Below are 18,066 nucleotides of genomic sequence, written 5' to 3'. Positions count from 1 at the left end.
GTGGGGAGAGCAGACACACATGAAATTCGAGAATCTGCGTGTCGTCGTGACCGGGGCGTCCCGCTATTTCGGTCGCGCGCTCGCCGTCGGATTCGCGCATCTCGGCGCGGAGGTCTACGTGTCGGCGAGGACCGTCGAGGCCGCCGAGCGGACGCGCGCGGAGGTGATGGGTTCGGCGCGTGACCGGATCCACGCGTTCGGCTGCGACCTGAGCCGGCCCGCGGAGATCCGGGAGTTCGCGGCCCGCGTCGGCGAACGCACCGACCGGGTGGACCTGCTGGTGAACAACGGGGCCCGCTGGCTGGACGGCATGGACCTGGAGGCCGCGAGCGACGCGGAGATCGTGGAGACGATCGAGTCGACGGCCGGCGGCACGGTCCTGATGGTCAAGCACTTCCTGCCGTTGCTGCGCGGCTCGCTGCGGCCCGACATCGTGAACATGGTGGCCGTCCGCGACGCCGAGGGCGCCTCCGCGGCGACGGCGGGCGCGGCGCACGAGGCGTTCTGGGCGGCGAAGAGCGCCCAGGCCGGGTTCGCGGACATCCTGTCGCGGCGGCTGCGGCCGTCGGGGGTGCGCGTCTTCTCCCTGTTCCCGCCGGACTTCTCGACGTCGGACCCGCGCTTCGCGGAGTGGGACGGCTCCGACCCGGACGGGGTGGCGCCCGACGAGAAGCTGACCACGCAGGCCCTCTTCGAGTGCGTCGTCTACGCCGTCGAGCAGCCCCGCGACTGCTTCATCCGCTCGTTCCACTTCGAGCCCCGCTGACCCTTCCCGAACGACCGAGACCCGCTGACCGCCCTGCGCCGACGGCGCTCCGCCGCACGCGACCGCCGAAGCCCACCGCACCACAGCGTCAAGGAGGTCCCATGAGCACCCCTATCTGGATCACCGCGACCCCTCCCGCCACCCACGGCGAACTCCACATCGGCCATCTGGCCGGGCCGTACGTCGCCGCCGACGTCCTGACCCGCTTCCTGCGCGCGGAGGGCGAGGCCGTCCGGTTCACCACCGGCACCGCGGACCACGCCTCCTCCGTCGAGGTGCGGGCGCTGCGGCACCACCGCAAGCCCGAGGAGGTCGCGGAGGGCTACCGGGCCGCGATCACCGCGGACTGGCTGCGCTCGGGCGTGGAGTTCGACCACATCGTGCGTCCGCGCCGCGACAAGGGCTACGGGCGCTGGGTGCAGGACCTCTTCGCCCGGCTGTTCGCGCAGGGGGTCATCGCGCCCCGCACGCGGCTCCTGCCGTACTGCGAGCCCTGCGACCGCTGGCTGTACGGGGCGCACGCGACGGGCGCCTGCCCGCACTGCGGCGCCGTCAGCGACGGCGGCATGTGCCACGAGTGCGCCCGGCCCAACGACGGCGGTGACCTCGTCGGGGCCCGCTGCGCGCTGTGCGACACCCCGGCGGTGCCCCGCCGCTGCCGCCGGCTGTACGTGCCCCTGGAGCCCTTCCGGGAGACGCTGGCGGAGTACTGGGCGACGGCCGGCCTGCCGCCGCGCCTCGCGGCGCTCTGCGAGTCGCTCGTCGAGGACGGCCTGCCGGACATCGCCGTCGGCCATCCCGCCGAGTGGGGCCTGCCGGTGCCGGTGGAGGGCTTCCCCGACCACCGGATCGACGGCTGTTTCGAGGCCGCCGCGATGCATCTCTTCGGCTACGACACCACGGGCCCGCTGCCCCGCCGCGCCATCCACTTCTGCGGCTTCGGGCACGCCTTCTGCCACGCGGTGCTGCTTCCGGTGCTGCTCCTGGCGCAGGACGTCAAGCTGCCGCAGGACTTCAACGTCAACGAGTCGTACGTCATCGAGGAGGGCGTCCAGGAGGGCAACGTGTGGGCGCTTGACCTGCTCACCGAGTACGGCTCCGACAGCCTGCGCCGCCACGTCCTTCAGGCCCGTCCGCTGGGCCGGCGCACGGTCTTCCGGCGGGAGCGGCTCGCCGCGGCCCGGCAGGAGCTGGACGAGAGCTGGAACAGCTGGCTGTCGCGGCTCTTCTCGTCGGTGCGGGAGGAGTGCGGCGGGCTCGCCCCGCAGGCGCTGCCCGGCGGCACCGGCTGGGACGTCCTGGAGCGGCGGCTGCACCGGGGGGTCGACGATCTGCGCGAGGCGTACGGCCCCGACGCCTTCGACCCGCGGCGGGCGATGGCCCTCCTCGACGAGATGGTCCGTTCGGTGGCCGACTTCGGCCATGTGAACGCCCACGAGCGCTGCCGGCCCAGCACCTCCTGCCGTCATCTCCCGGCGCTCGCGGCCCAGTTGTCGGTGGCGTCCGCACTGTCCGCGTGGGCGCGGCCGGTGATGCCGGAGGGCGCCGACCGTCTCGCGGCGGCGCTCCGGGCGGAGCCGGGCCGGCCGGTCGACTGGCAGGCCCTGTCGGCCCCGCTGCCGGGGACGCGACTGGCGCCGCCCTCGGGCCCGGTCTTCGGCTTCTGACGGCCCGGGCCCGGCCCGGAGGGCCTGCCCCGGACGAGTCCGGCTCCGGAGGACCCGCCCCGGACGACCCGGCGGCGCGCGACCCGCACGCGCGCCCCGTACCGCCCCCACCCACGCACCGCCCCGCTCCACCCGCACCCACGCACCGCCCCGCACCCCGCACGACCCGCACCCTCACCCACCCTGCCGCGTGACCGTGCGCGCCAGCGACGCGCAGGGACACGTGGCCCCCCACTCCTCAGGAGTTCCACGTGTCCCTGCGCGTCGCCATGCTCAGCGTCCACACCTCCCCGCTCCACCAGCCCGGGACGGGGGACGCCGGCGGCATGAACGTCTACATGGTCGAACTCTCCCGTGCCCTGGCCGAACAGGGCCTGGAGGTCGATCTGTTCACCCGCTGCCGGGGCGAGGACCGGCCCCGCGTCGTGGAGCCGGCGCCGGGGGTGCGGGTGCGCCATCTGCACGCGGGGCCGCGCGGCCCGCTGCCCAAGGAGGCCATGCCCGACCTGGTGGTGCCGTTCTCGCTGGCGCTGCTCAAGGAGGAGCGGCGGTACGACCTGATCCACTCGCACTACTGGCTCTCGGGGCAGGCGGGCCGGATCGCCTCGGTGGGCTGGCGGGTGCCGCTCGTGCACACCGCCCATACGCTGGCGCGGGTGAAGAACGCCTCGCTGGCGGCGGGCGACACGCCCGAACCGGAGCTGCGCGTGCGCGGGGAGCACCAGGTGGTGGGCGCCGCCGACCGGCTGATCGCCAACACCGCGGCCGAGGCAGGGGCGTTGCGCACGCTGTACGGGGCGGAGGAGGAGCGGACCGAGGTCGTCCGGCCCGGGGTGGATCTGCGGACCTTCCACCGGGGCGAGGGCAGGGCGGCCGCGCGGGCGCGGCTGGGGCTGCCGGCCGACGCGTTCGTGCCGCTCTACGCGGGCCGCATCCAGCCGCTCAAGGGGCCGGACGTCCTGGTGCGGGCGGTCGCCGAGCTGCTGCGGGAGGCGCCGGGGCTGCGTCGCAGGCTGCTGGTGCCGGTGATCGGGGGGCACTCGGGCGCGACCCGGGAGGGGACGGTGTGGCGGCTGGCGGAGGAGCTGGGCGTCGTCGACGTGCTGCGGCCCCTGCCGCCGGTCCCGCAGGCCGCGCTGGCGGAGTGGTACCGGGCGGCCGACGTCCTGGTGGTGCCGTCGCGCAGCGAGTCGTTCGGTCTGGTCGCCCTGGAGGCGCAGGCGTGCGGGACGCCGGTGCTCGCGGCGGCGGTCGGCGGGCTGCCGACGGCGGTGTGGGACGGGGTGACGGGGCTGCTGGTGCGCGGACACGACCCGGTGGAGTACGCCCGCCGGCTGCGGTGGCTTGCGGCCCGTCCGGAGGCGGTGGAGACGATGGGGGAGGCGGCGGTCCACCACGCGGGCGGGATGAGCTGGCGCGCGTCCGCCGCGCGGACGGTCGAGGTGTACCGGGGGGCGCTGGCGGAGACGCGCCGGGCTGCCGTGCGCGGAAGGGTGGGGCAGGGGCGGCGGCACGCCCCTGCCCCGGCGGCCCCTCTCTCCTGGAGGAACGAGAAGGCCGTAGCACAAGTCTAGCATCTCTTTTGGTTCAACCAAAGGTATGGCGAGCTCCGGATGCCTCAATTCCGTTGTGGGAAAGGCGCATTGACGCATCCACGCCATGGCGGGTCCACGCAGCGAGCATCTCTGGATTCGTTCTCGAGGGCGGGACAGTATGGAGATGTCTTCAGGGAACGCCCGGCGGCACGGGCCCCCGGAAGGCGGAAATCCCCATTCCGAATCCTGGAGGAATCATGTCCGCGCAGAACGCCCGCCTCACCAAGGCCGCCCGTCAGCTCCTGGTCGCGATGGTCGCCTGTACGGCCGTCGCGGGTGGCGCCGCCCTCGCCGTCTCGCCGGACGCCGCCCCCGTCGTCCCGCAGACCGTCGCCGGCGTCGCGGACGACAACGGATGGCCGGTCGCCCCGCCGAAGCCGACCCCCAGCCCCACCAACTGACGTCATTTCCCCGGGCATTACTCCCGGCAATACGTGACCTTCCGGCCCCGTGATCGCTGCCACGATCGCGGGGTCCGGTGTTTTCCGTGATTCCGGCCTTTCACGGAGAACCCCGCGCACTCCTCAGTCGAGCCAGCCGAGCCGCACCGCCCGGGCCCCCGCCTCGAATCGGCTCGTGGCCCCCAATTCCTGCATCAGCTCCGAGATCATCCGGCTGACCGTCCGCAGCGACACCCCGAGCGTCCGCGCGATCCGCTCGTCCTTCATCCCCGAGGCCAGCATGTGCAGCGCCGCCCGCTGCTGCTCCGACAGGCCGTCCCCGCCCGCCTCCGTCGCCGCCTCCACCCCGTACGGGGTCGCCGTGTGCCAGCAGTGCTCGTACAGGCTCAGATAGGGCCGCACCAGCGCGCTGCCCCGCGCCAGGATCGCGCCCTCGCCCGGCTCCTCGGGCCGGATCGGCACCAGCGCGAACTGCTGGTCGGCGATGATCAGGTTCATCGGCACGACCGGGGCCAGCCGGATCTCCACCCCCAGCTCGGCCCGCTGCCCGAGGAACTTCTCCATGTGCGGGTCCGTCGCCTCCTGCCGCCCGTAGATGGCGCGCACCCGCACCCCGTTGGCGATCTGGCGCCGGTCCCGGTCGAGCATCCGGTCCGGGTTCTGCCGGCCCGGCGTCCCCGGGTGCAGCGCCGCCGAACTCTCCTGCATCACGTCCGTGATGTCCTCGATGGCCTGCTGGATCCTGCGGTAGTCGGTCAGCGCCTCGACGTGCGCCTCCGCCCGGGTCAGCGCCTCGGCCCGCAGATAGGAGCCGGCGAGGATCTCCAGCGTGCCGTACGCCTCGTCCGCCTCGGCCAGGTGCTCCCGCAGCCGCTCCCGCTCCCGCTCCAGCAGCCGCAGCAGCGCGATCTCCGGATCGATCGCCGCCACCGAGTCCGTCTCGGACCGCCAGCTGCCGTCCTGCACGGCCGTGACCGTGGCGTGTGCCTGCCCCGTCGGCACGATCAGACCCAGGGCGAGGAGTTCGGCGCGACATCGCTCGTACTCCTCCGCCGCCAGCCCCAGCGTCCTGCGGACCTCCTCGAAGTCCGAGACGCCACGGCGGCGCAGCTCCTGGTACACGGCCAGCAGGACGTCGGTCGCGCCGTCCCCGATGCCGTCGCCCGCAGTGACCATGGCGAAGTGACCCCCCTCATCCTCCGAGTCGCCCCGCCCTCACCCTGTCATACGGCTCGGCGGGCATCCGTGGTGCAGCCGGTGCGGATCGCGCGGTGTGCGGGGCGGCCGTGGTCGATGCGGTCCCCGCGCACCGCGCGTCTGTTCCGTGCCATGTGAACTCCTCGTACTAGGCCACGGGTTCCGGCCCCTCGCCGTCCAGCAGGCCGAGCCGCGCGGCCTTCACCCCGGCCTCGAAGCGGCTGGCCGCGCCGAGCTCCTGCATGACCTCCGACAGCAGCCGGCTGACCGTCCGCAGCGACACCCCGAGACTGCGCGCGATCTGCTCGTCCTTGATACCGGACGCCAGCATGTGCAGCGCGGCCCGCTGCTGGTCGGACAGGCCGTCGCCGCCGCTCTCGCCCGGTTCCTCGCCGTACCGGGAGGCCGCCTGCCAGCAGTACTCGTACAGCGCGAGGTAGGAGCGGACCAGGCCCGGGCCGCGGGCGAGGATGACGGGCGAGCCCGGGTCGTGCGGATCGGTCGGCAGCAGGGCGAAGTTCTCGTCGGCCAGCACCATGTTCATCGGGACGACGGGCGAGAGGCGCAGCTCCACGCCGAGGGCGGCCCGGTCCGCCAGGTGCTGGGTCATCTCGGGGACGGTGCCGACCCGGCGGCTGTACATCGCGCGGACCCGCACCCCGCGGGCCGCCCGCGAGCGGTCCCGCTCCAGCTCGGCGGCCATGTCGTCGCGCCGGACCGAGCCCGTGTGCATGACGTGGACGGCGCCGCGGACCGACCGCGTCAGCTCCGCCAGCTCACGCGCCACCCGCTGCGGGTCGGTGACGATCTCCACCTCGACCTCGGAGCTCGGGGCGGTGCCGGCCCGCAGGAACGGCCCGGCGAGGGCCTCGATCGCGGTGTGCGCCCGGCTGGTGGCGGCGAGCCGGTCCCGCAGCCGGTCACGCTCGCGGCGCAGCAGCCGCAGCAGGGCGACGTCGGGGTCGACGACGCGGGTGGGGGTGGCGAGGGCGGCCGGGTCCGCGGCGGTGGTCAGTCCTAAGGAGACGAGTTCGTCGAGGCAGCGCCGCCGCTCCTCGGCGGAGAGGCCGAACCGGTCCGCCACCTCGTCGAAGCCGGTGTCGGGGCGCGCCCGCAGCTCCTGGTACAGGGCGAGGGCCTGTTCGCTCCCCACGCGGGTCACGGCGGCGTTTCTGGACACGGCGCAGCTGACTCCCCTCGGATCCCACCGGATCCCTGATGAATCGCCCCGCTAGACCCTGCCACATATTCCAACGACACGCACGGAGTTGACCGTGCCTCAGGCAGGGGAGGCGCTCGCCCGGCAGTCGGGGCACAGCCCCTTGAAGACGATCTCCGCGTCGTCCACCCGCCACTGCGGAAGGGCGCGGCGGGGCGGCTCCGGGGCGGCCGCGGTCACGTTCTCCACGCGGCCGCAGCCGGTGCACAGGGCGTGCTGGTGGGCCGGGCCCGAGATCTCGAAGACGGCGGGCAGACCCGGCCGGTCGAACTTGCTGACCAGGCCGGTCTCCTGGAAGTGCCGCAGCATCTCGTACACGGCCTGGCTCGTCAGCGTGCCGAGCCGCTCGCGGGCCGTGGTGGTGATCGCCTCGACGTCGAGATGGCCGCCGGCGGCGAGCACCGTGAGCACCTCCAGGCGCGGACCCGTGACCCGCAGCCCGACGTCGCGCAGGCGCTGGATCACCGCCTCGCGGCCCGTCGGCTCTTCCACGACCGTCCTCTTCTCCGCCCGTCCGCGCCGCCTGGTCGGCTCAAACATTTGTGGGCATCGTACCTCTTGCCCGCCAACCCCGTCAGGCGTCCTTCGGCCGTTCCGCCCGGTCAGTCGCCGGTCCTGCACACCAGCAGGACGCTCTCGGTGCGGTCGTCGATCCGGTGCCGGCGCCGCCCCTCGACGTGCAGTCCGGCCGCGTGCAGCTCGGCCGCCAGCCGCTCCGGGTCCACGATCCACTTGTCGGTGGTCAGCACCACCCTCTCCGTGGACAGCTTCCCGGTCCGGGCCGCGTAGTACGTGATCCGCTCGCTCATCGACGGCAGGTCGAAGACCTGCCGCGCCACCACCCACTCGTCGATGCCGTCGAAGCGGGGCACCTGGAAGGCCCAGGTCCGCTGCGGCTCCGCGATCAGCCCCGGCATCCGGTGCGCCGTGTAGTCCAGGGCCAGCGCCCCGCCCGTCTCCAGGTGGGCGGCGACCTCCCGCAGCAGCGCCGGCCTGCTCGCCGGCGGGACGGCGGCGACCATGGCGCCCGCCAGGAGCGCCAGCCGGTAGCTGCGGTCGAGCCGGAGCTCCGTGAGGTCGGCCCGGTGGGTGACGACGAGCCCGGCCACCTGGGGGCCGATCCGGCGGGCCCAGCCGGCGAGGCGCTCCAGGGCCGAGGGGTCCCGGTCCACGGCCTCCACGGCGAAGCCGTGGCGGGCGAAGGGGACGGCGAGCCGCCCCGCTCCGGAGCCGAGGTCCAGGACGGGTCCGCCGGTGGACCGGGCGAGGCCGAGATAGCGGACGATGTCCGCGCTGTGCGGGCCGAGCAGGGCGTCGTGCAGCCACACGGAGCCCTCGTCCGCGGGGGAGACCGACTCCAGCCCGGGCAGGGTGTCCGCGGTGACCCGGACGCCGGAGCCGGGGGAGGGCTCCGCGCCGCGGTCGTATCGGGACGGCAGGACCGGCGCGAGCGCTGCGGGCACGACGGGCAGGGAAGTGCCGCTCGGTGTGTGCATCCGCTCCTCCAGGGGCTCGCTCGGTCCATGCCGTCCGGACGAGGTACCCGTGCCGCCGGGACCGCGCCGCTGGACCCATCGTGACCGGGGGAGGGAGCGCCGATCCACCGGATCGGGCTGCGTGAACACGCGATGGCGTGGATCTGCCACGGTCGCGTTCCGGACCGGGCCTCCGGAGCGGACCGGCGTCCCGGGGCGGGCCCCCGGAGCGGAGGCCCTAGAGCGGCCTGGCCAGGCGGCCGGGGCCCAGCGGGGTGAACCCCTGGTCGGCGTAGAAGGGGAGGGCGGGGTCGGCGTCGACCGGGAGCTTCACGCGCTGCTCGTGCGCGTCGTAGGCCCGCATCCGCTCGCTCGCCGCGCCGAGCAGGGCCGTCCCGACGCCGTTGCGGCGGGAGCCGGGCGCGACCGCCAGCGCGTACACCTCGCCCTCGCCGGGCACCGGGACGCCGCCCGCGGCCATGCCCACGACCGCGCCCCCGGAGTCCGTGGCGACGAGCCAGCCGAGCCAACCGGGCGCTCCGCCCGGAATTTCAATTTCCGCGCGTATGCGGGGGAGTGCGCATTGGGCCGAGATCAGCCGTCGCATCGGGATTTCGTCCAGTATTCCGGCGTAGCTGCTCCGGATGATGTCGGCCAGCAGCCTGGATATCGTCGTCGCGTCGCCGGCCGCTGCCGTGCGAACGCCAGCGAGCTGCATTGGTTTTGCACCCTTCGACGTGCCGTGTCCAAGCCCCAACGTACCCACGATAGCGGCGAATTCGACGCTCCGTGACCGATGCGAAATCTACGAATTCGCTTAGTAAATACGGACGTTCACCATTACCGGGGGAACGCGCAGCAGGCGACGATCAGAGGGGTCATCGCGAGCGTCGCCGCCGCGATCGTGAACAGCCCGCGCAGAACGGGATGTCCGGCGCTGTACGGCATGAGGATGCGGCGCATGCGCAGCGCCGCCGACGGCCCGCCCGCGGCGAACGCCGAGCGCGGCGCCCGCCCCGAGGCCAGCGCGTACAGCGCGGTCGCCAGCGCGTCGCGGGTGCACCGGCGCAGCGCCCGGTCGTCGGCGGCCATCTCCAGCAGCAGCGGGACGGCCCCGCCGCCGTGCCGGGCCAGCGGAAGGCGGGGGAAGACGGCGGCGAACGCCTCGGCCGCCGCGACGAGCAGGTGGTGCCGTCCGGCGATGTGCGCCCGCTCGTGGGCCAGCGCCGCCCCCAGCTGGGCGGCGGTCAGGGTGTCGACCGCGCCCGAGGTGACGACGACCCGGCGCGAGCGGCCCGGCAGGCAGTAGACCGCGGGCCGGTCGTCGTCGAGGACGGTGGCGCGCAGGACGGGGTCGTACCGTCCGACCAGCCGCAGCACCCCGGCGTGCCGCACCCGCACCCGGCGGGCGCGGAGCAGCCGGCCGGCGAAGGCGGTGGCGGGCACGGCCAGGACGGCGAGCGCGAGCGCCAGGGCGAGCGTCTCGCGTCCGTCGAGCGCGCCCCACTGCGCGGGTGTGGGCGGCCGCAGGGTGAGCGCCATGTCCGTGAGCCGGTGACTGCTCTCCCTGGTCAGGACCATCTGGGCCGGGAGCAGGGCCGTGGCGCCCGCGAAGACGGCGCCGCAGGCGGCCCAGACGCCGAGCGCCAGCCGGGGGGCCTGCTGGGCCCAGCGGGCCCGGACCACCAGCCAGGGGACGAGACAGCCGGTCAGCAGGACCAGCCCGAGCGGGACGAGCACGTGGTGGTTCACGCGGCGCCCCCGGCCGGGCCGTCGGACGCCGTCCCGCGGGCGGCGCGCAGGGCCGCGTCCAGGGCGGCCATGTCCTCGTCCGAGATGGCCTCGACGAAGCGGAGCAGGGCGGCCGGGCGGTCCCGGCTGTCGCCGAGGGCGTCCCGCATCAGGCCGGCCGTGTACTCCTCGCGGCCGCGGACCGGTTCGTACAGCCAGGCCCGGCCGGCCTTCTCTCGGCGGAGCCAGCCCTTGCGGTGCAGGATGTCCGCGACGGTCATCACGGTCGTGTAGGCGACCCTGCGCTCCCGGTTGATGTCGTCGACGACCTCGCGGACCGTGGCGGGCCGTCGCCAGGCCCACAGCCGGTCCATGATCTCGGCCTCCAGCTCTCCCAGCCGGCGCACATGGATCCCCTTCCCCCTGGGCGGTTCATCGTACGGTCCGCCTCCCCGCCCCAGGTATACCCCCCAGGGGTACGATGGCGGGATGTCGACCCCCATGAGGAACCGCCCCTGCGCGAAGGTCTGCGGCCCCGGCCTGCCCGGCTCGGCGGAGCTGGTGCTCCTCCGGCAGGTGCTCGGGCTCTGTCTCCGCCTGAGCGTCAGGCTCTCCGCCGGCTGTCCTTCGCCCCAGGGCGGTCGACCCCCCGCGGTCCCTACGTCCGGATGAGCCGGGCGATCGCCTTCGACGCCTCGCCCACCTTCTCCTTCGCCTGGTCCCCGCCCTGGGCGATGGCCTCCGTGACGCAGCAGCTCAGGTGCTCGTCCAGGAGGGCCACCGCACAGGACTGGAGAGCCGCGTTGATCGCCGAGACCTGGGTGAGGACGTCGATGCAGTAGACGTCCTCGTCGACCATCCGCTGAACCCCCCTGACCTGGCCCTCGATGCGCCGCAGGCGTCTGATGATGTCTTCCTTGTGCTGTCCGTAACCGGCCACGGCGGGCTCCTCGGGGTTCGGCGGGAAGGGGGTGTCAGCGGTCGGCGGCCTGGAAGCCGCGCAGCCGCAGGCTGTTGCCGACCACGAAGACCGAGGAGAAGGCCATCGCCGCGCCCGCGATCATCGGGTTGAGCAGCCCCGCCGCGGCGAGCGGCAGCGCGGCCACGTTGTACGCGAAGGCCCAGAAGAGGTTCGAGCGGATCGTCCCCAGCGTCCGGCGCGAGAGCCGGATGGCGTCGGCCGCCGCCCGCAGGTCGCCCCGGACCAGGGTCAGGTCCCCGGCCTCGATCGCGGCGTCCGTGCCCGTGCCCATCGCCAGACCCAGATCGGCCTGCGCGAGCGCCGCCGCGTCGTTGACGCCGTCGCCGACCATCGCGACCGAACGCCCCTCCGCCTGCAGCCGCTTCACGACGTCCACCTTGTCCTGCGGCATGACCTCCGCGATGACCTCGTCGATGCCGACCTCGGCCGCGACGGCCTCCGCGACCGCCGTGTTGTCACCGGTGAGCAGGATCGGGGTCAGCCCCAGGGCCCGCAGCCGCCGGATCGCCTCCGGACTGGTCTCCTTGACCGCGTCGGCCACCTCGAGGACCGCGCGCGCCTCGCCGTCCCACGCCACCGCGATGGCGGTCCGGCCGGCCCGCTCGGCCTCGTCCTTCGCGGCCTTCAGCCCGGCGGGGAGGGCCATCGCCCACTCGTCGAGCAGCTTCTCGCGGCCGACGAGGACGGCGTGTCCGTCGACGACGCCCTGCACGCCGAGGCCGGGGATGTTCGCGAAGTCCTCCGGGGCGGGCAGCGTGCCCACCCGGGCGGCGGCCCCGGCCGCCACCGCCTGCGCGATCGGGTGCTCGGAGGAGTGCTCCAGGGCGCCCGCGAGACGCAGCACGTCCGACTCGTCGGTGCCCTCGGCGGAGTGCACCGTGAGCAGCGTCATCCGGCCCGTGGTGACCGTGCCGGTCTTGTCCAGGACGATCGTGTCGACCTTGCGGGTCGTCTCCAGGACCTCCGGCCCCTTGATGAGGATGCCGAGCTGCGCACCGCGGCCGGTGCCGACCATGAGGGCGGTCGGGGTCGCCAGACCGAGGGCGCAGGGGCAGGCGATGATCAGGACCGCGACGGCCGCCGTGAACGCGGCGGTCAGCCCCTGCCCGGTGCCGAGCCAGAAACCGAGCGTGCCGAGCGCGAGCGCGATGACCACCGGCACGAAGACCGCGGAGATCCGGTCGGCCAGACGCTGGGCGGCCGCCTTGCCGTTCTGCGCGTCCTCGACGAGCTTCGCCATCCGGGCGAGCTGGGTGTCCGAGCCGACGCGGGTCGCCTCGACGACGAGCCGGCCGCCGGCGTTCAGCGTGGCGCCCGTCACCGCGTCGCCCACGCCGACCTCCACGGGGACGGACTCGCCGGTCAGCATCGACGCGTCCACGGCGGACGAGCCCTCGACGACCGTGCCGTCGGTGGCGATCTTCTCGCCCGGACGGACCAGGAAGCGGTCCCCGACCTGGAGTTCGGCCGTCGGCACGGTGACCTCGCGGCCGTTCCTGAGGACCGTCACCTCCTTCGCGCCCAGCTGCATCAGCGCCTTCAGCGCGGCGCCCGCCTTGCGCTTCGAGCGCGCCTCGAAGTACCGGCCGGCCAGGATGAACGCGGTGACGCCGGCCGCCGCCTCCAGATAGATGTTCCCGGCCCCGTCGGAACGGGCGATCGTGAACTCGAAGGGATGCGTCATCCCCGGGGTGCCGGCGGTGCCGAAGAACAGCGCCCACAGCGACCACAGGAACGCGGCGATCGTGCCGACCGAGATCAGGGTGTCCATGGTCGCCGCGCCGTGCCGCGCGTTGGTCCAGGCGGCCCGGTGGAACGGCCAGGCGGCGTAGACCACGACCGGCGCCGCCAGCGTCAGGCTCAGCCACTGCCAGTACTCGATCTGCAGCGCCGGGACCATCGCCATCGCGATCACCGGCACGGCCAGCGAGACGGCCGTGACCAGCCGCTGCCGGAGGGGACGCAGCTCCTCGTCCGCCCGCTCCTCGTCGGACGGCCCGTCCTCGCCGCCGCCCGCGGGCCGCTCCGGCTCCGGCTCGGCGGCGGTGTAACCGGTGGCCTCGACCGTCGCGATCAGGTCGGCGACGTCGATGTCGGCGTCGAAGGTGACCTTCGCCTTCTCCGTGGCGTAGTTGACGGTGGCCTCCACCCCGTCCATGCGGTTCAGCTTCTTCTCGATGCGGGCCGCGCACGAGGCGCAGGTCATGCCGCCGATGGCGAGCTCGACCTGGGCGCTGCCCGGAGTGGTCGTGGTCATTTCCTGCTCCTCTTTTTCTGGGGGCTCGGTTCGCCTCCGGGGCGCTGGTGCCCCTTTGTTCGGGGCTCGGTTCGCCTCCGGGGCGCTGGTGCCCCTTTGTCCGGGGCTCGGTTCGCCTCCGGGGCGCTGGTGCCGGGCTCACAGAGCCGGTCGTGCTCGGCCCGCTCGTTCCTCGCGGGCCTGCGCGCGTCCGGCTCTGTTCCCCCGGCGCGCCCCTTCGGCTCACTCGCCCTGGGGGCCGGGGGCCGGGCTGACCGGGGTACCGGGACGGGGGATGCCGGTGGGTGGCGGTCGGCCCGGCGCGGGGTCAGGCCCGGCCGGTGAGCTCGTAGCCCGCGTCGTCGACGGCGGCGGTGATGGCGGCGTCGTCGGGCTCGCCGCCGGTGGTGACGGTCACCAGGCCGCCGTCGACGTCGACGTCGACGGAGATGACGCCGTCGAGCGCGCCGACGGAGGTGGTGATCGCGGTCCTGCAGTGGCCGCACGTCATGCCGGAGACGGCGTAGACGGTGACGGTGCTGTCGGCGACCGCGGTGGCGGTGGTCTCACCGGTGGTCGAGCAGCTGTTGTCGGGGGTGCAGCAGGAGCCCATGGCTTCCTCCTCGGTCGGTTCCACTTCACGGATACCCTAGGGGGGTATCTGTCGTGAGTCCATGTATACCCCCCGGTCGTATGAGTCCGCAAGCGGATCCACGACTTGACTTGATACCCCCTGGGGGTATGGTGAAGTGCATTGAAGGCGGTGCCACGGCGCACCACGTCCACCCACGCACGGGAGAGCAGCCATGAACACCGGAGTGAAGATCACTGCCTATGCCGCCGCGCTCGCCGCGACCTTCGGGACCGCGTACGGGGTGGGCGTGGGGGGCGGTCCCGTCGAGGAGCCGGCGAAGGCCGGGCACGGGGAGCACGCGGCCGCGCCCTCGGAGAGCCCGGCCGCCGACGGGCACGGGGGTCACGAGGAGGGGGCGACCGCGGACGCCGCCGGAGCAGCGGAGCTTCCCGGGGGGCTCCAGGTCTCCCAGGACGGCTACACGCTCGCCCTGGAGACGCCGACGCCCGCGGCCGGCCGGAGCGTCCTGAAGTTCTCGATCAAGGACGCGGCGGGCCGGAAGGTCACCGCCTTCACCACCGAGCACGGCAAGGAGCTGCACTTCATCGTCGCGTCGCGGGACCTCACCACCTTCCGGCACCTGCACCCGGTCAAGGCCGCCGACGGCACCTGGTCGGTGACCGCGGACCTTCCGGCCGCCGGCGGCTACAAGGCCTTCGCCGACTTCAGGCCCGCCGCCCCCGGTGCCGAGGGCGTGACGCTCGGCGCCGACCTCTCCGTGCCGGGGGCGTACGCGCCGAAGCCGCTGCCGGCCGCCGCCGCGACCGCCGCCGTCGACGGCTACCAGGTCCGGCTCGGCGGCACGCTGGACCCGGGGAAGGCCGGCGAGCTCCTCCTCACCGTGACCAAGGGCGGGAAGCCGGTCACCGACCTGGAGCCGTACCTCGGGGCGTACGGTCACCTCGTCGCCCTGCGCTCCGGCGACCTCGCCTATCTGCACGTGCACCCGAACGAGGGCGGCCCCGGCCCGGACGTGTCCTTCACGGCGACCGCGCCGAGCGCCGGGACGTACCGTCTCTTCCTGGACTTCCAGCACCAGGGCAGGGTGCGGACGGCTGCCTTCACCGTCACGGCGGGGGCCGCCGGTGCGAGCGGTCCGGCGACCGTTCCCGGGGCCGACGGGGGCACGCACGGTGCGGGAGGCCACGCGCACGGCTAGTCTGGTCATTGGACTAGACCTGTAGCCGGCATTGCGTGGAGGAATGGGCTCGATGAGCAACCGTGCAGTCCTTGAGGTGATCGCCCTCGACGAGGAAGACGCGGTCGCCGCCCAGACGGGCGGGGCCGACCGCCTCGAACTCGTCACCGACATGGCGGCGGACGGGCTCACCCCGTCCCGGGCGCGCTTCGCCGCGATCCACGCGGCCGTCGACATCCCGCTGCGGGTGATGCTCCGGCTCTCCGACGGATTCTCGGCCGGCGGCCCCGAGGGCGTCGACGCCCTGGTCGCACGGGCCGCGGAACTCCGTGAGGCAGGCGCCGACGAGTTCGTCCTCGGCTTCCTCACCCCGGACGGCGAGCCGGACCTCGTGGCCGTCGAACGGCTGATCACCGTCCTCGACGGCTGCCGCTGGACCTTCCACCGGGCCATCGACCGCGCCGCCGACCGCGACGGCCTGCGCAAGCGGCTCGCCGACCTCCCCGGGCTCGACACCTACCTCACCGCGGGCTCCGCCACCGGCGTCGACGACGGCCTCGCCACCCTCAAGGCCGAGGCCGCGCGGACCGGCGAGCCCGGCTACGAGGCCCGCGTCCTCGTCGGCGGCGGCCTCCGCCTCGACCACCTTCCCGAGCTCCGCGCCGCCGGACTCGACGCCTTCCACATCGGCGGCGCCGCCCGGCCGCAAGGCTGGACCGCACCGGTGTCCGCGGACGCCGTCCGGACCTGGCGCGCCGCGATCGACGCGTAGGCCCCCCGGAGACGACCGGTCTCCACCCCGCCCGACCGCCCGTCCCCCCGAGGGAAATCGCCTCGCCGGACGGGCGGGACGGCCGCTACCCTCCGCGCCATGGCAGCCACCCCGACGCGACCCGACGAACCCGGCCCCGCCCTCGTCGCGCGGCTCGTCGCCCGCCGCTTCCCCGCCTGGGCCGGGCTCCCGGTCCGGGCCGTGGACTCGGCCGGCACCGACAACGCCATGTTCCGGCTCGGCGACGACCTCGTCGTACGCCTTCCCCGCGTGCCCTCCGCGGCGCACCAGGTGGAGAAGGAACAGCGCTGGCTGCCCCTCCTCGCCCCGCACCTGCCGCTGGCCGTCCCCGTGCCCGTGGGACGGGCCGGTGCGGGGGACGGCTTCCCGCTGCCCTGGTCCGTCTACCGCTGGCTCGACGGCGCCGACGCCTTCGACGCCCCCGTCACCGACCACGCCCACGCGGCCGTCGCCCTGGGCCGCTTCGGACGGGCCCTGCGCGGCATCGACGCGCGCGGGGGACCCCGGTCGTTCCGGGGCGGCCCGGTCACCGCGTGGGAGGACGGCCACCTCCCCGGCGCGATCCGCGACCTCGCCGCCGACGGCGCCGTCGACGCGGAACCGGCCACCGCCGCCTGGGAGTCGGTGCTGCGCCTGCCGCAGTGGGAGGACGACCCCGTCTGGGTCCACTCCGACCTGCTGCCCGGCAACCTGCTCACCCGCGACGGCCGTCTCAGCGCCGTCATCGACTTCGGCGGTCTCGGCACCGGCGACCCGGCCTGCGACATGATGCCCGCCTGGACGCTGCTCACGGCCGGCACCCGGGACCTCTTCCGCGAGGCGTCCGGCGCCGACGACGCCACCTGGGCGCGCGGCCGCGGCTGGGCCCTCGCCTGGGGCCTGGTCACCGAGCACTTCTACCGGGTGCGCAACCCGGTCCTCGCCGAGGTCGCCCGCCGTACCCGCACCGAGGCCCTGGCGGAGTTCGCCGCCGCCTCCTGACCCGTACCCGAGAACGTCCCGCGGGCACGACGAAGGCCCGTCACCGCCGTCGGGGACGGCGGTGACGGGCCTTCGCGGCTCCGGGCCGGGGGAGGGGGTCCTGCTCGTGCCGGGTCGTCCGGCCGTCGGGGCGCTTCCGCCCGCGTCACCGCGGCTCCTACCGGGGGTCGCGGTCGAACTGGGCCTTGGACCAGCGGTATCCGAGTGCGGTGAGGGCCAGGCACCAGGCGACGGCGATCCAGCCGTCGGCGCCGATCTCGGTGCCGAGGAGCAGGCCGCGGAGGGTCTCGATGGCGGGGGTGAAGGGCTGGTACTCGGCGATGGGCTGGAACCAGCCCGGCATGGTCTCCAGCGGGACGAAGGCGCTGGAGATCATCGGCAGCAGGATCAGGGGCGTGGCGCTGTTGCTGGCGGCCTCGGCGTTGGGGCTGCCCATGCCCATACCGACGGCGATCCAGGTGAAGGCGAGGGCGAAGAGGGCCACCAGACCGAAGGCCGCCAGCCACTCCAGGGCGGTGGCGTCGGTGGAGCGGAAGCCGATCGCCGCCGCGACGCCGCCGACGAGGACCACGCTCGCGATCGACTGCAGGACGCTGCCGGCGACGTGTCCGAAGAGGACCGAGCCGCGGTGGATCGCCATGGTGCGGAAGCGGGCGACGATGCCCTCGGTCATGTCGGTGCAGACCGAGACGGCGGTGCCGACGGTGGTGGCGCCGATGGTCATCATCAGGACGCCGGGAACGATGTAGGCGATGTAGGCCGGGCGGCCTCCGCCGCCGTCGAGCCCGGCGCTCATCGCGTCTCCGAAGATGTAGACGAAGAGCAGGAGCAGCATGATCGGGGTGAGGAGGAGGTTGAGGGTGAGGGAGGGGTAGCGGCGGGCGTGCAGGAGGTTGCGGCGGAGCATGGTGGAGGAGTCGCGGACGGCGAGGGAGAGGGAGCTCATCGGACGTTCTCCTTGGTCGGGTTCTGCTGGCCGGGGATGTCGGGTGTGCCGGTGAGGGCGAAGAAGACGTCGTCGAGGTCGGGGGTGTGGACGGTGAGTTCGTCGGCTTCGATGCCGGCGGTGTCGAGGCGGTCGAGGAGGGTGCGCAGGGTGTGCTGGCTGCCGTCGCCGGGGATGTGGAGGGTGAGGGCCTGGTCGTCGTGGGTGGCTTTGTCCCAGAGGGTGGTGGCGGTGCGGTAGGTGTCGGGGTGGGTGAAGCGGAGGCGGATGTGGCCGCCGGGGACGAGGCGTTTGAGTTCTTCGGG

The 18,066-nt window shown here is 74.1% G+C and carries 18 protein-coding genes and 1 pseudogene; 7 read left to right on the top strand and 12 right to left on the bottom strand.

The features are described from left to right. The first annotated feature begins 19 nt into the window (after nucleotides 1–19). The 4 genes from ACZ60W_RS18425 to ACZ60W_RS18410 all read left to right on the top strand — a co-directional run bounded on the left by ACZ60W_RS18425 (nucleotide 20) and on the right by ACZ60W_RS18410 (nucleotide 4,429). Nucleotides 20–766: an SDR family oxidoreductase gene (locus tag ACZ60W_RS18425; RefSeq protein WP_469756361.1), complete on the top strand. Its 747-nt coding sequence runs from the start codon at nucleotides 20–22 to the stop codon at nucleotides 764–766. A 101-nt stretch (nucleotides 767–867) separates the two neighbouring features. Beyond that, nucleotides 868–2,433, top strand: coding sequence for a class I tRNA ligase family protein (locus ACZ60W_RS18420; RefSeq protein ID WP_469756360.1), 1,566 nt, complete (start codon nucleotides 868–870; stop codon nucleotides 2,431–2,433). Between the two features lie 269 nt (nucleotides 2,434–2,702). Next, the gene (gene mshA / locus ACZ60W_RS18415; protein WP_469756435.1) at nucleotides 2,703–4,007 is read left to right on the top strand and encodes a D-inositol-3-phosphate glycosyltransferase; all 1,305 of its coding nucleotides are present in this window, start codon (nucleotides 2,703–2,705) and stop codon (nucleotides 4,005–4,007) included. Between the two features lie 218 nt (nucleotides 4,008–4,225). Beyond that, nucleotides 4,226–4,429, top strand: a complete 204-nt coding sequence (locus ACZ60W_RS18410) for a hypothetical protein (RefSeq protein ID WP_469756359.1) — start codon at nucleotides 4,226–4,228, stop codon at nucleotides 4,427–4,429. A 123-nt stretch (nucleotides 4,430–4,552) separates the two neighbouring features. Here ACZ60W_RS18410 and ACZ60W_RS18405 read toward each other — a convergent pair whose 3' ends face one another. The 10 genes from ACZ60W_RS18405 to ACZ60W_RS18360 form a co-directional block, all read right to left on the bottom strand. Next, complete coding sequence (locus tag ACZ60W_RS18405) at nucleotides 4,553–5,605, bottom strand: helix-turn-helix transcriptional regulator (protein ID WP_469756358.1); 1,053 nt, start codon at nucleotides 5,603–5,605, stop codon at nucleotides 4,553–4,555. A 169-nt stretch (nucleotides 5,606–5,774) separates the two neighbouring features. After that, the gene (locus tag ACZ60W_RS18400) at nucleotides 5,775–6,806 is read right to left on the bottom strand and encodes a LuxR C-terminal-related transcriptional regulator (protein ID WP_469756357.1); all 1,032 of its coding nucleotides are present in this window, start codon (nucleotides 6,804–6,806) and stop codon (nucleotides 5,775–5,777) included. Between the two features lie 99 nt (nucleotides 6,807–6,905). Further along, nucleotides 6,906–7,337 (bottom strand): Fur family transcriptional regulator, encoded by a 432-nt coding sequence (locus ACZ60W_RS18395; RefSeq protein ID WP_469756356.1) that lies wholly within the window; start codon nucleotides 7,335–7,337, stop codon nucleotides 6,906–6,908. 110 nt (nucleotides 7,338–7,447) lie between these two features. Further along, entirely contained in the window at nucleotides 7,448–8,308 is an 861-nt protein-coding gene (locus tag ACZ60W_RS18390) for an SAM-dependent methyltransferase (RefSeq protein ID WP_469756355.1), read from the bottom strand. A 250-nt stretch (nucleotides 8,309–8,558) separates the two neighbouring features. Further along, entirely contained in the window at nucleotides 8,559–9,038 is a 480-nt protein-coding gene (locus ACZ60W_RS18385) for a GNAT family N-acetyltransferase (protein ID WP_469756354.1), read from the bottom strand. Nucleotides 9,039–9,160: 122 nt separating this feature from the next. Next, nucleotides 9,161–10,072 carry a M56 family metallopeptidase gene (locus tag ACZ60W_RS18380; protein WP_469756353.1) on the bottom strand — a complete coding sequence of 304 codons (912 nt, stop codon included), beginning with the start codon at nucleotides 10,070–10,072 and terminating at the stop codon, nucleotides 9,161–9,163. Next, nucleotides 10,069–10,458 (bottom strand): BlaI/MecI/CopY family transcriptional regulator, encoded by a 390-nt coding sequence (locus ACZ60W_RS18375; protein WP_469756352.1) that lies wholly within the window; start codon nucleotides 10,456–10,458, stop codon nucleotides 10,069–10,071. Before ACZ60W_RS18375 ends, ACZ60W_RS18380 begins: the two co-directional genes overlap by 4 nt. A gap of 251 nt (nucleotides 10,459–10,709) precedes the next feature. After that, nucleotides 10,710–10,991, bottom strand: coding sequence for a metal-sensitive transcriptional regulator (locus tag ACZ60W_RS18370; RefSeq protein WP_189834861.1), 282 nt, complete (start codon nucleotides 10,989–10,991; stop codon nucleotides 10,710–10,712). A 34-nt stretch (nucleotides 10,992–11,025) separates the two neighbouring features. Beyond that, nucleotides 11,026–13,290 (bottom strand): heavy metal translocating P-type ATPase, encoded by a 2,265-nt coding sequence (locus ACZ60W_RS18365; RefSeq protein ID WP_469756351.1) that lies wholly within the window; start codon nucleotides 13,288–13,290, stop codon nucleotides 11,026–11,028. Between the two features lie 307 nt (nucleotides 13,291–13,597). Continuing rightward, nucleotides 13,598–13,882 carry a heavy-metal-associated domain-containing protein gene (locus tag ACZ60W_RS18360; RefSeq protein ID WP_469756434.1) on the bottom strand — a complete coding sequence of 95 codons (285 nt, stop codon included), beginning with the start codon at nucleotides 13,880–13,882 and terminating at the stop codon, nucleotides 13,598–13,600. 193 nt (nucleotides 13,883–14,075) lie between these two features. Between ACZ60W_RS18360 and ACZ60W_RS18355 the strand changes: the two genes are divergently transcribed. From ACZ60W_RS18355 to ACZ60W_RS18345, 3 genes are all read left to right on the top strand, one after another. Then, nucleotides 14,076–15,062: a hypothetical protein gene (locus ACZ60W_RS18355; protein ID WP_469756350.1), complete on the top strand. Its 987-nt coding sequence runs from the start codon at nucleotides 14,076–14,078 to the stop codon at nucleotides 15,060–15,062. A gap of 52 nt (nucleotides 15,063–15,114) precedes the next feature. Continuing rightward, complete coding sequence (locus ACZ60W_RS18350; RefSeq protein ID WP_469756349.1) at nucleotides 15,115–15,813, top strand: copper homeostasis protein CutC; 699 nt, start codon at nucleotides 15,115–15,117, stop codon at nucleotides 15,811–15,813. Nucleotides 15,814–15,912: 99 nt separating this feature from the next. After that, nucleotides 15,913–16,815, top strand: coding sequence for an aminoglycoside phosphotransferase family protein (locus tag ACZ60W_RS18345; RefSeq protein ID WP_469756348.1), 903 nt, complete (start codon nucleotides 15,913–15,915; stop codon nucleotides 16,813–16,815). A gap of 157 nt (nucleotides 16,816–16,972) precedes the next feature. Here ACZ60W_RS18345 and ACZ60W_RS18340 read toward each other — a convergent pair whose 3' ends face one another. Together ACZ60W_RS18340 and ACZ60W_RS18335 are read right to left on the bottom strand one after the other, a co-directional pair. Then, nucleotides 16,973–17,761, bottom strand: coding sequence for an ABC transporter permease (locus ACZ60W_RS18340; protein ID WP_469756347.1), 789 nt, complete (start codon nucleotides 17,759–17,761; stop codon nucleotides 16,973–16,975). Beyond that, nucleotides 17,758–18,066: pseudogene (locus ACZ60W_RS18335) on the bottom strand (ABC transporter); the annotation flags it as partial. The gene ACZ60W_RS18340 and the pseudogene ACZ60W_RS18335, both read right to left, overlap by 4 nt.

Source organism: Streptomyces sp. NPDC104202 (assembly GCF_055584185.1).
Note: the sequence above shows the minus strand (reverse complement) of the source record. Positions and strands in the feature narration are given on the sequence as shown.

Excerpts from the sequence above, each read along its gene's own strand:
- ACZ60W_RS18425 (WP_469756361.1), top strand. The coding sequence starts at position 20 with ATGAAATTCGAGAATCTGCGTGTCGTCGTGACCGGGGCGTCCCGCTAT.
- ACZ60W_RS18420 (WP_469756360.1), top strand. The coding sequence starts at position 868 with ATGAGCACCCCTATCTGGATCACCGCGACCCCTCCCGCCACCCACGGC.
- mshA (WP_469756435.1), top strand. The coding sequence starts at position 2,703 with ATGCTCAGCGTCCACACCTCCCCGCTCCACCAGCCCGGGACGGGGGAC.
- ACZ60W_RS18410 (WP_469756359.1), top strand. The coding sequence starts at position 4,226 with ATGTCCGCGCAGAACGCCCGCCTCACCAAGGCCGCCCGTCAGCTCCTG.
- ACZ60W_RS18405 (WP_469756358.1), bottom strand. The coding sequence starts at position 5,605 with ATGGTCACTGCGGGCGACGGCATCGGGGACGGCGCGACCGACGTCCTG.
- ACZ60W_RS18385 (WP_469756354.1), bottom strand. The coding sequence starts at position 9,038 with ATGCAGCTCGCTGGCGTTCGCACGGCAGCGGCCGGCGACGCGACGACG.
- ACZ60W_RS18365 (WP_469756351.1), bottom strand. The coding sequence starts at position 13,290 with ATGACCACGACCACTCCGGGCAGCGCCCAGGTCGAGCTCGCCATCGGC.
- ACZ60W_RS18360 (WP_469756434.1), bottom strand. The coding sequence starts at position 13,882 with ATGGGCTCCTGCTGCACCCCCGACAACAGCTGCTCGACCACCGGTGAG.
- ACZ60W_RS18355 (WP_469756350.1), top strand. The coding sequence starts at position 14,076 with ATGAACACCGGAGTGAAGATCACTGCCTATGCCGCCGCGCTCGCCGCG.
- ACZ60W_RS18350 (WP_469756349.1), top strand. The coding sequence starts at position 15,115 with ATGAGCAACCGTGCAGTCCTTGAGGTGATCGCCCTCGACGAGGAAGAC.
- ACZ60W_RS18345 (WP_469756348.1), top strand. The coding sequence starts at position 15,913 with ATGGCAGCCACCCCGACGCGACCCGACGAACCCGGCCCCGCCCTCGTC.
- ACZ60W_RS18340 (WP_469756347.1), bottom strand. The coding sequence starts at position 17,761 with ATGAGCTCCCTCTCCCTCGCCGTCCGCGACTCCTCCACCATGCTCCGC.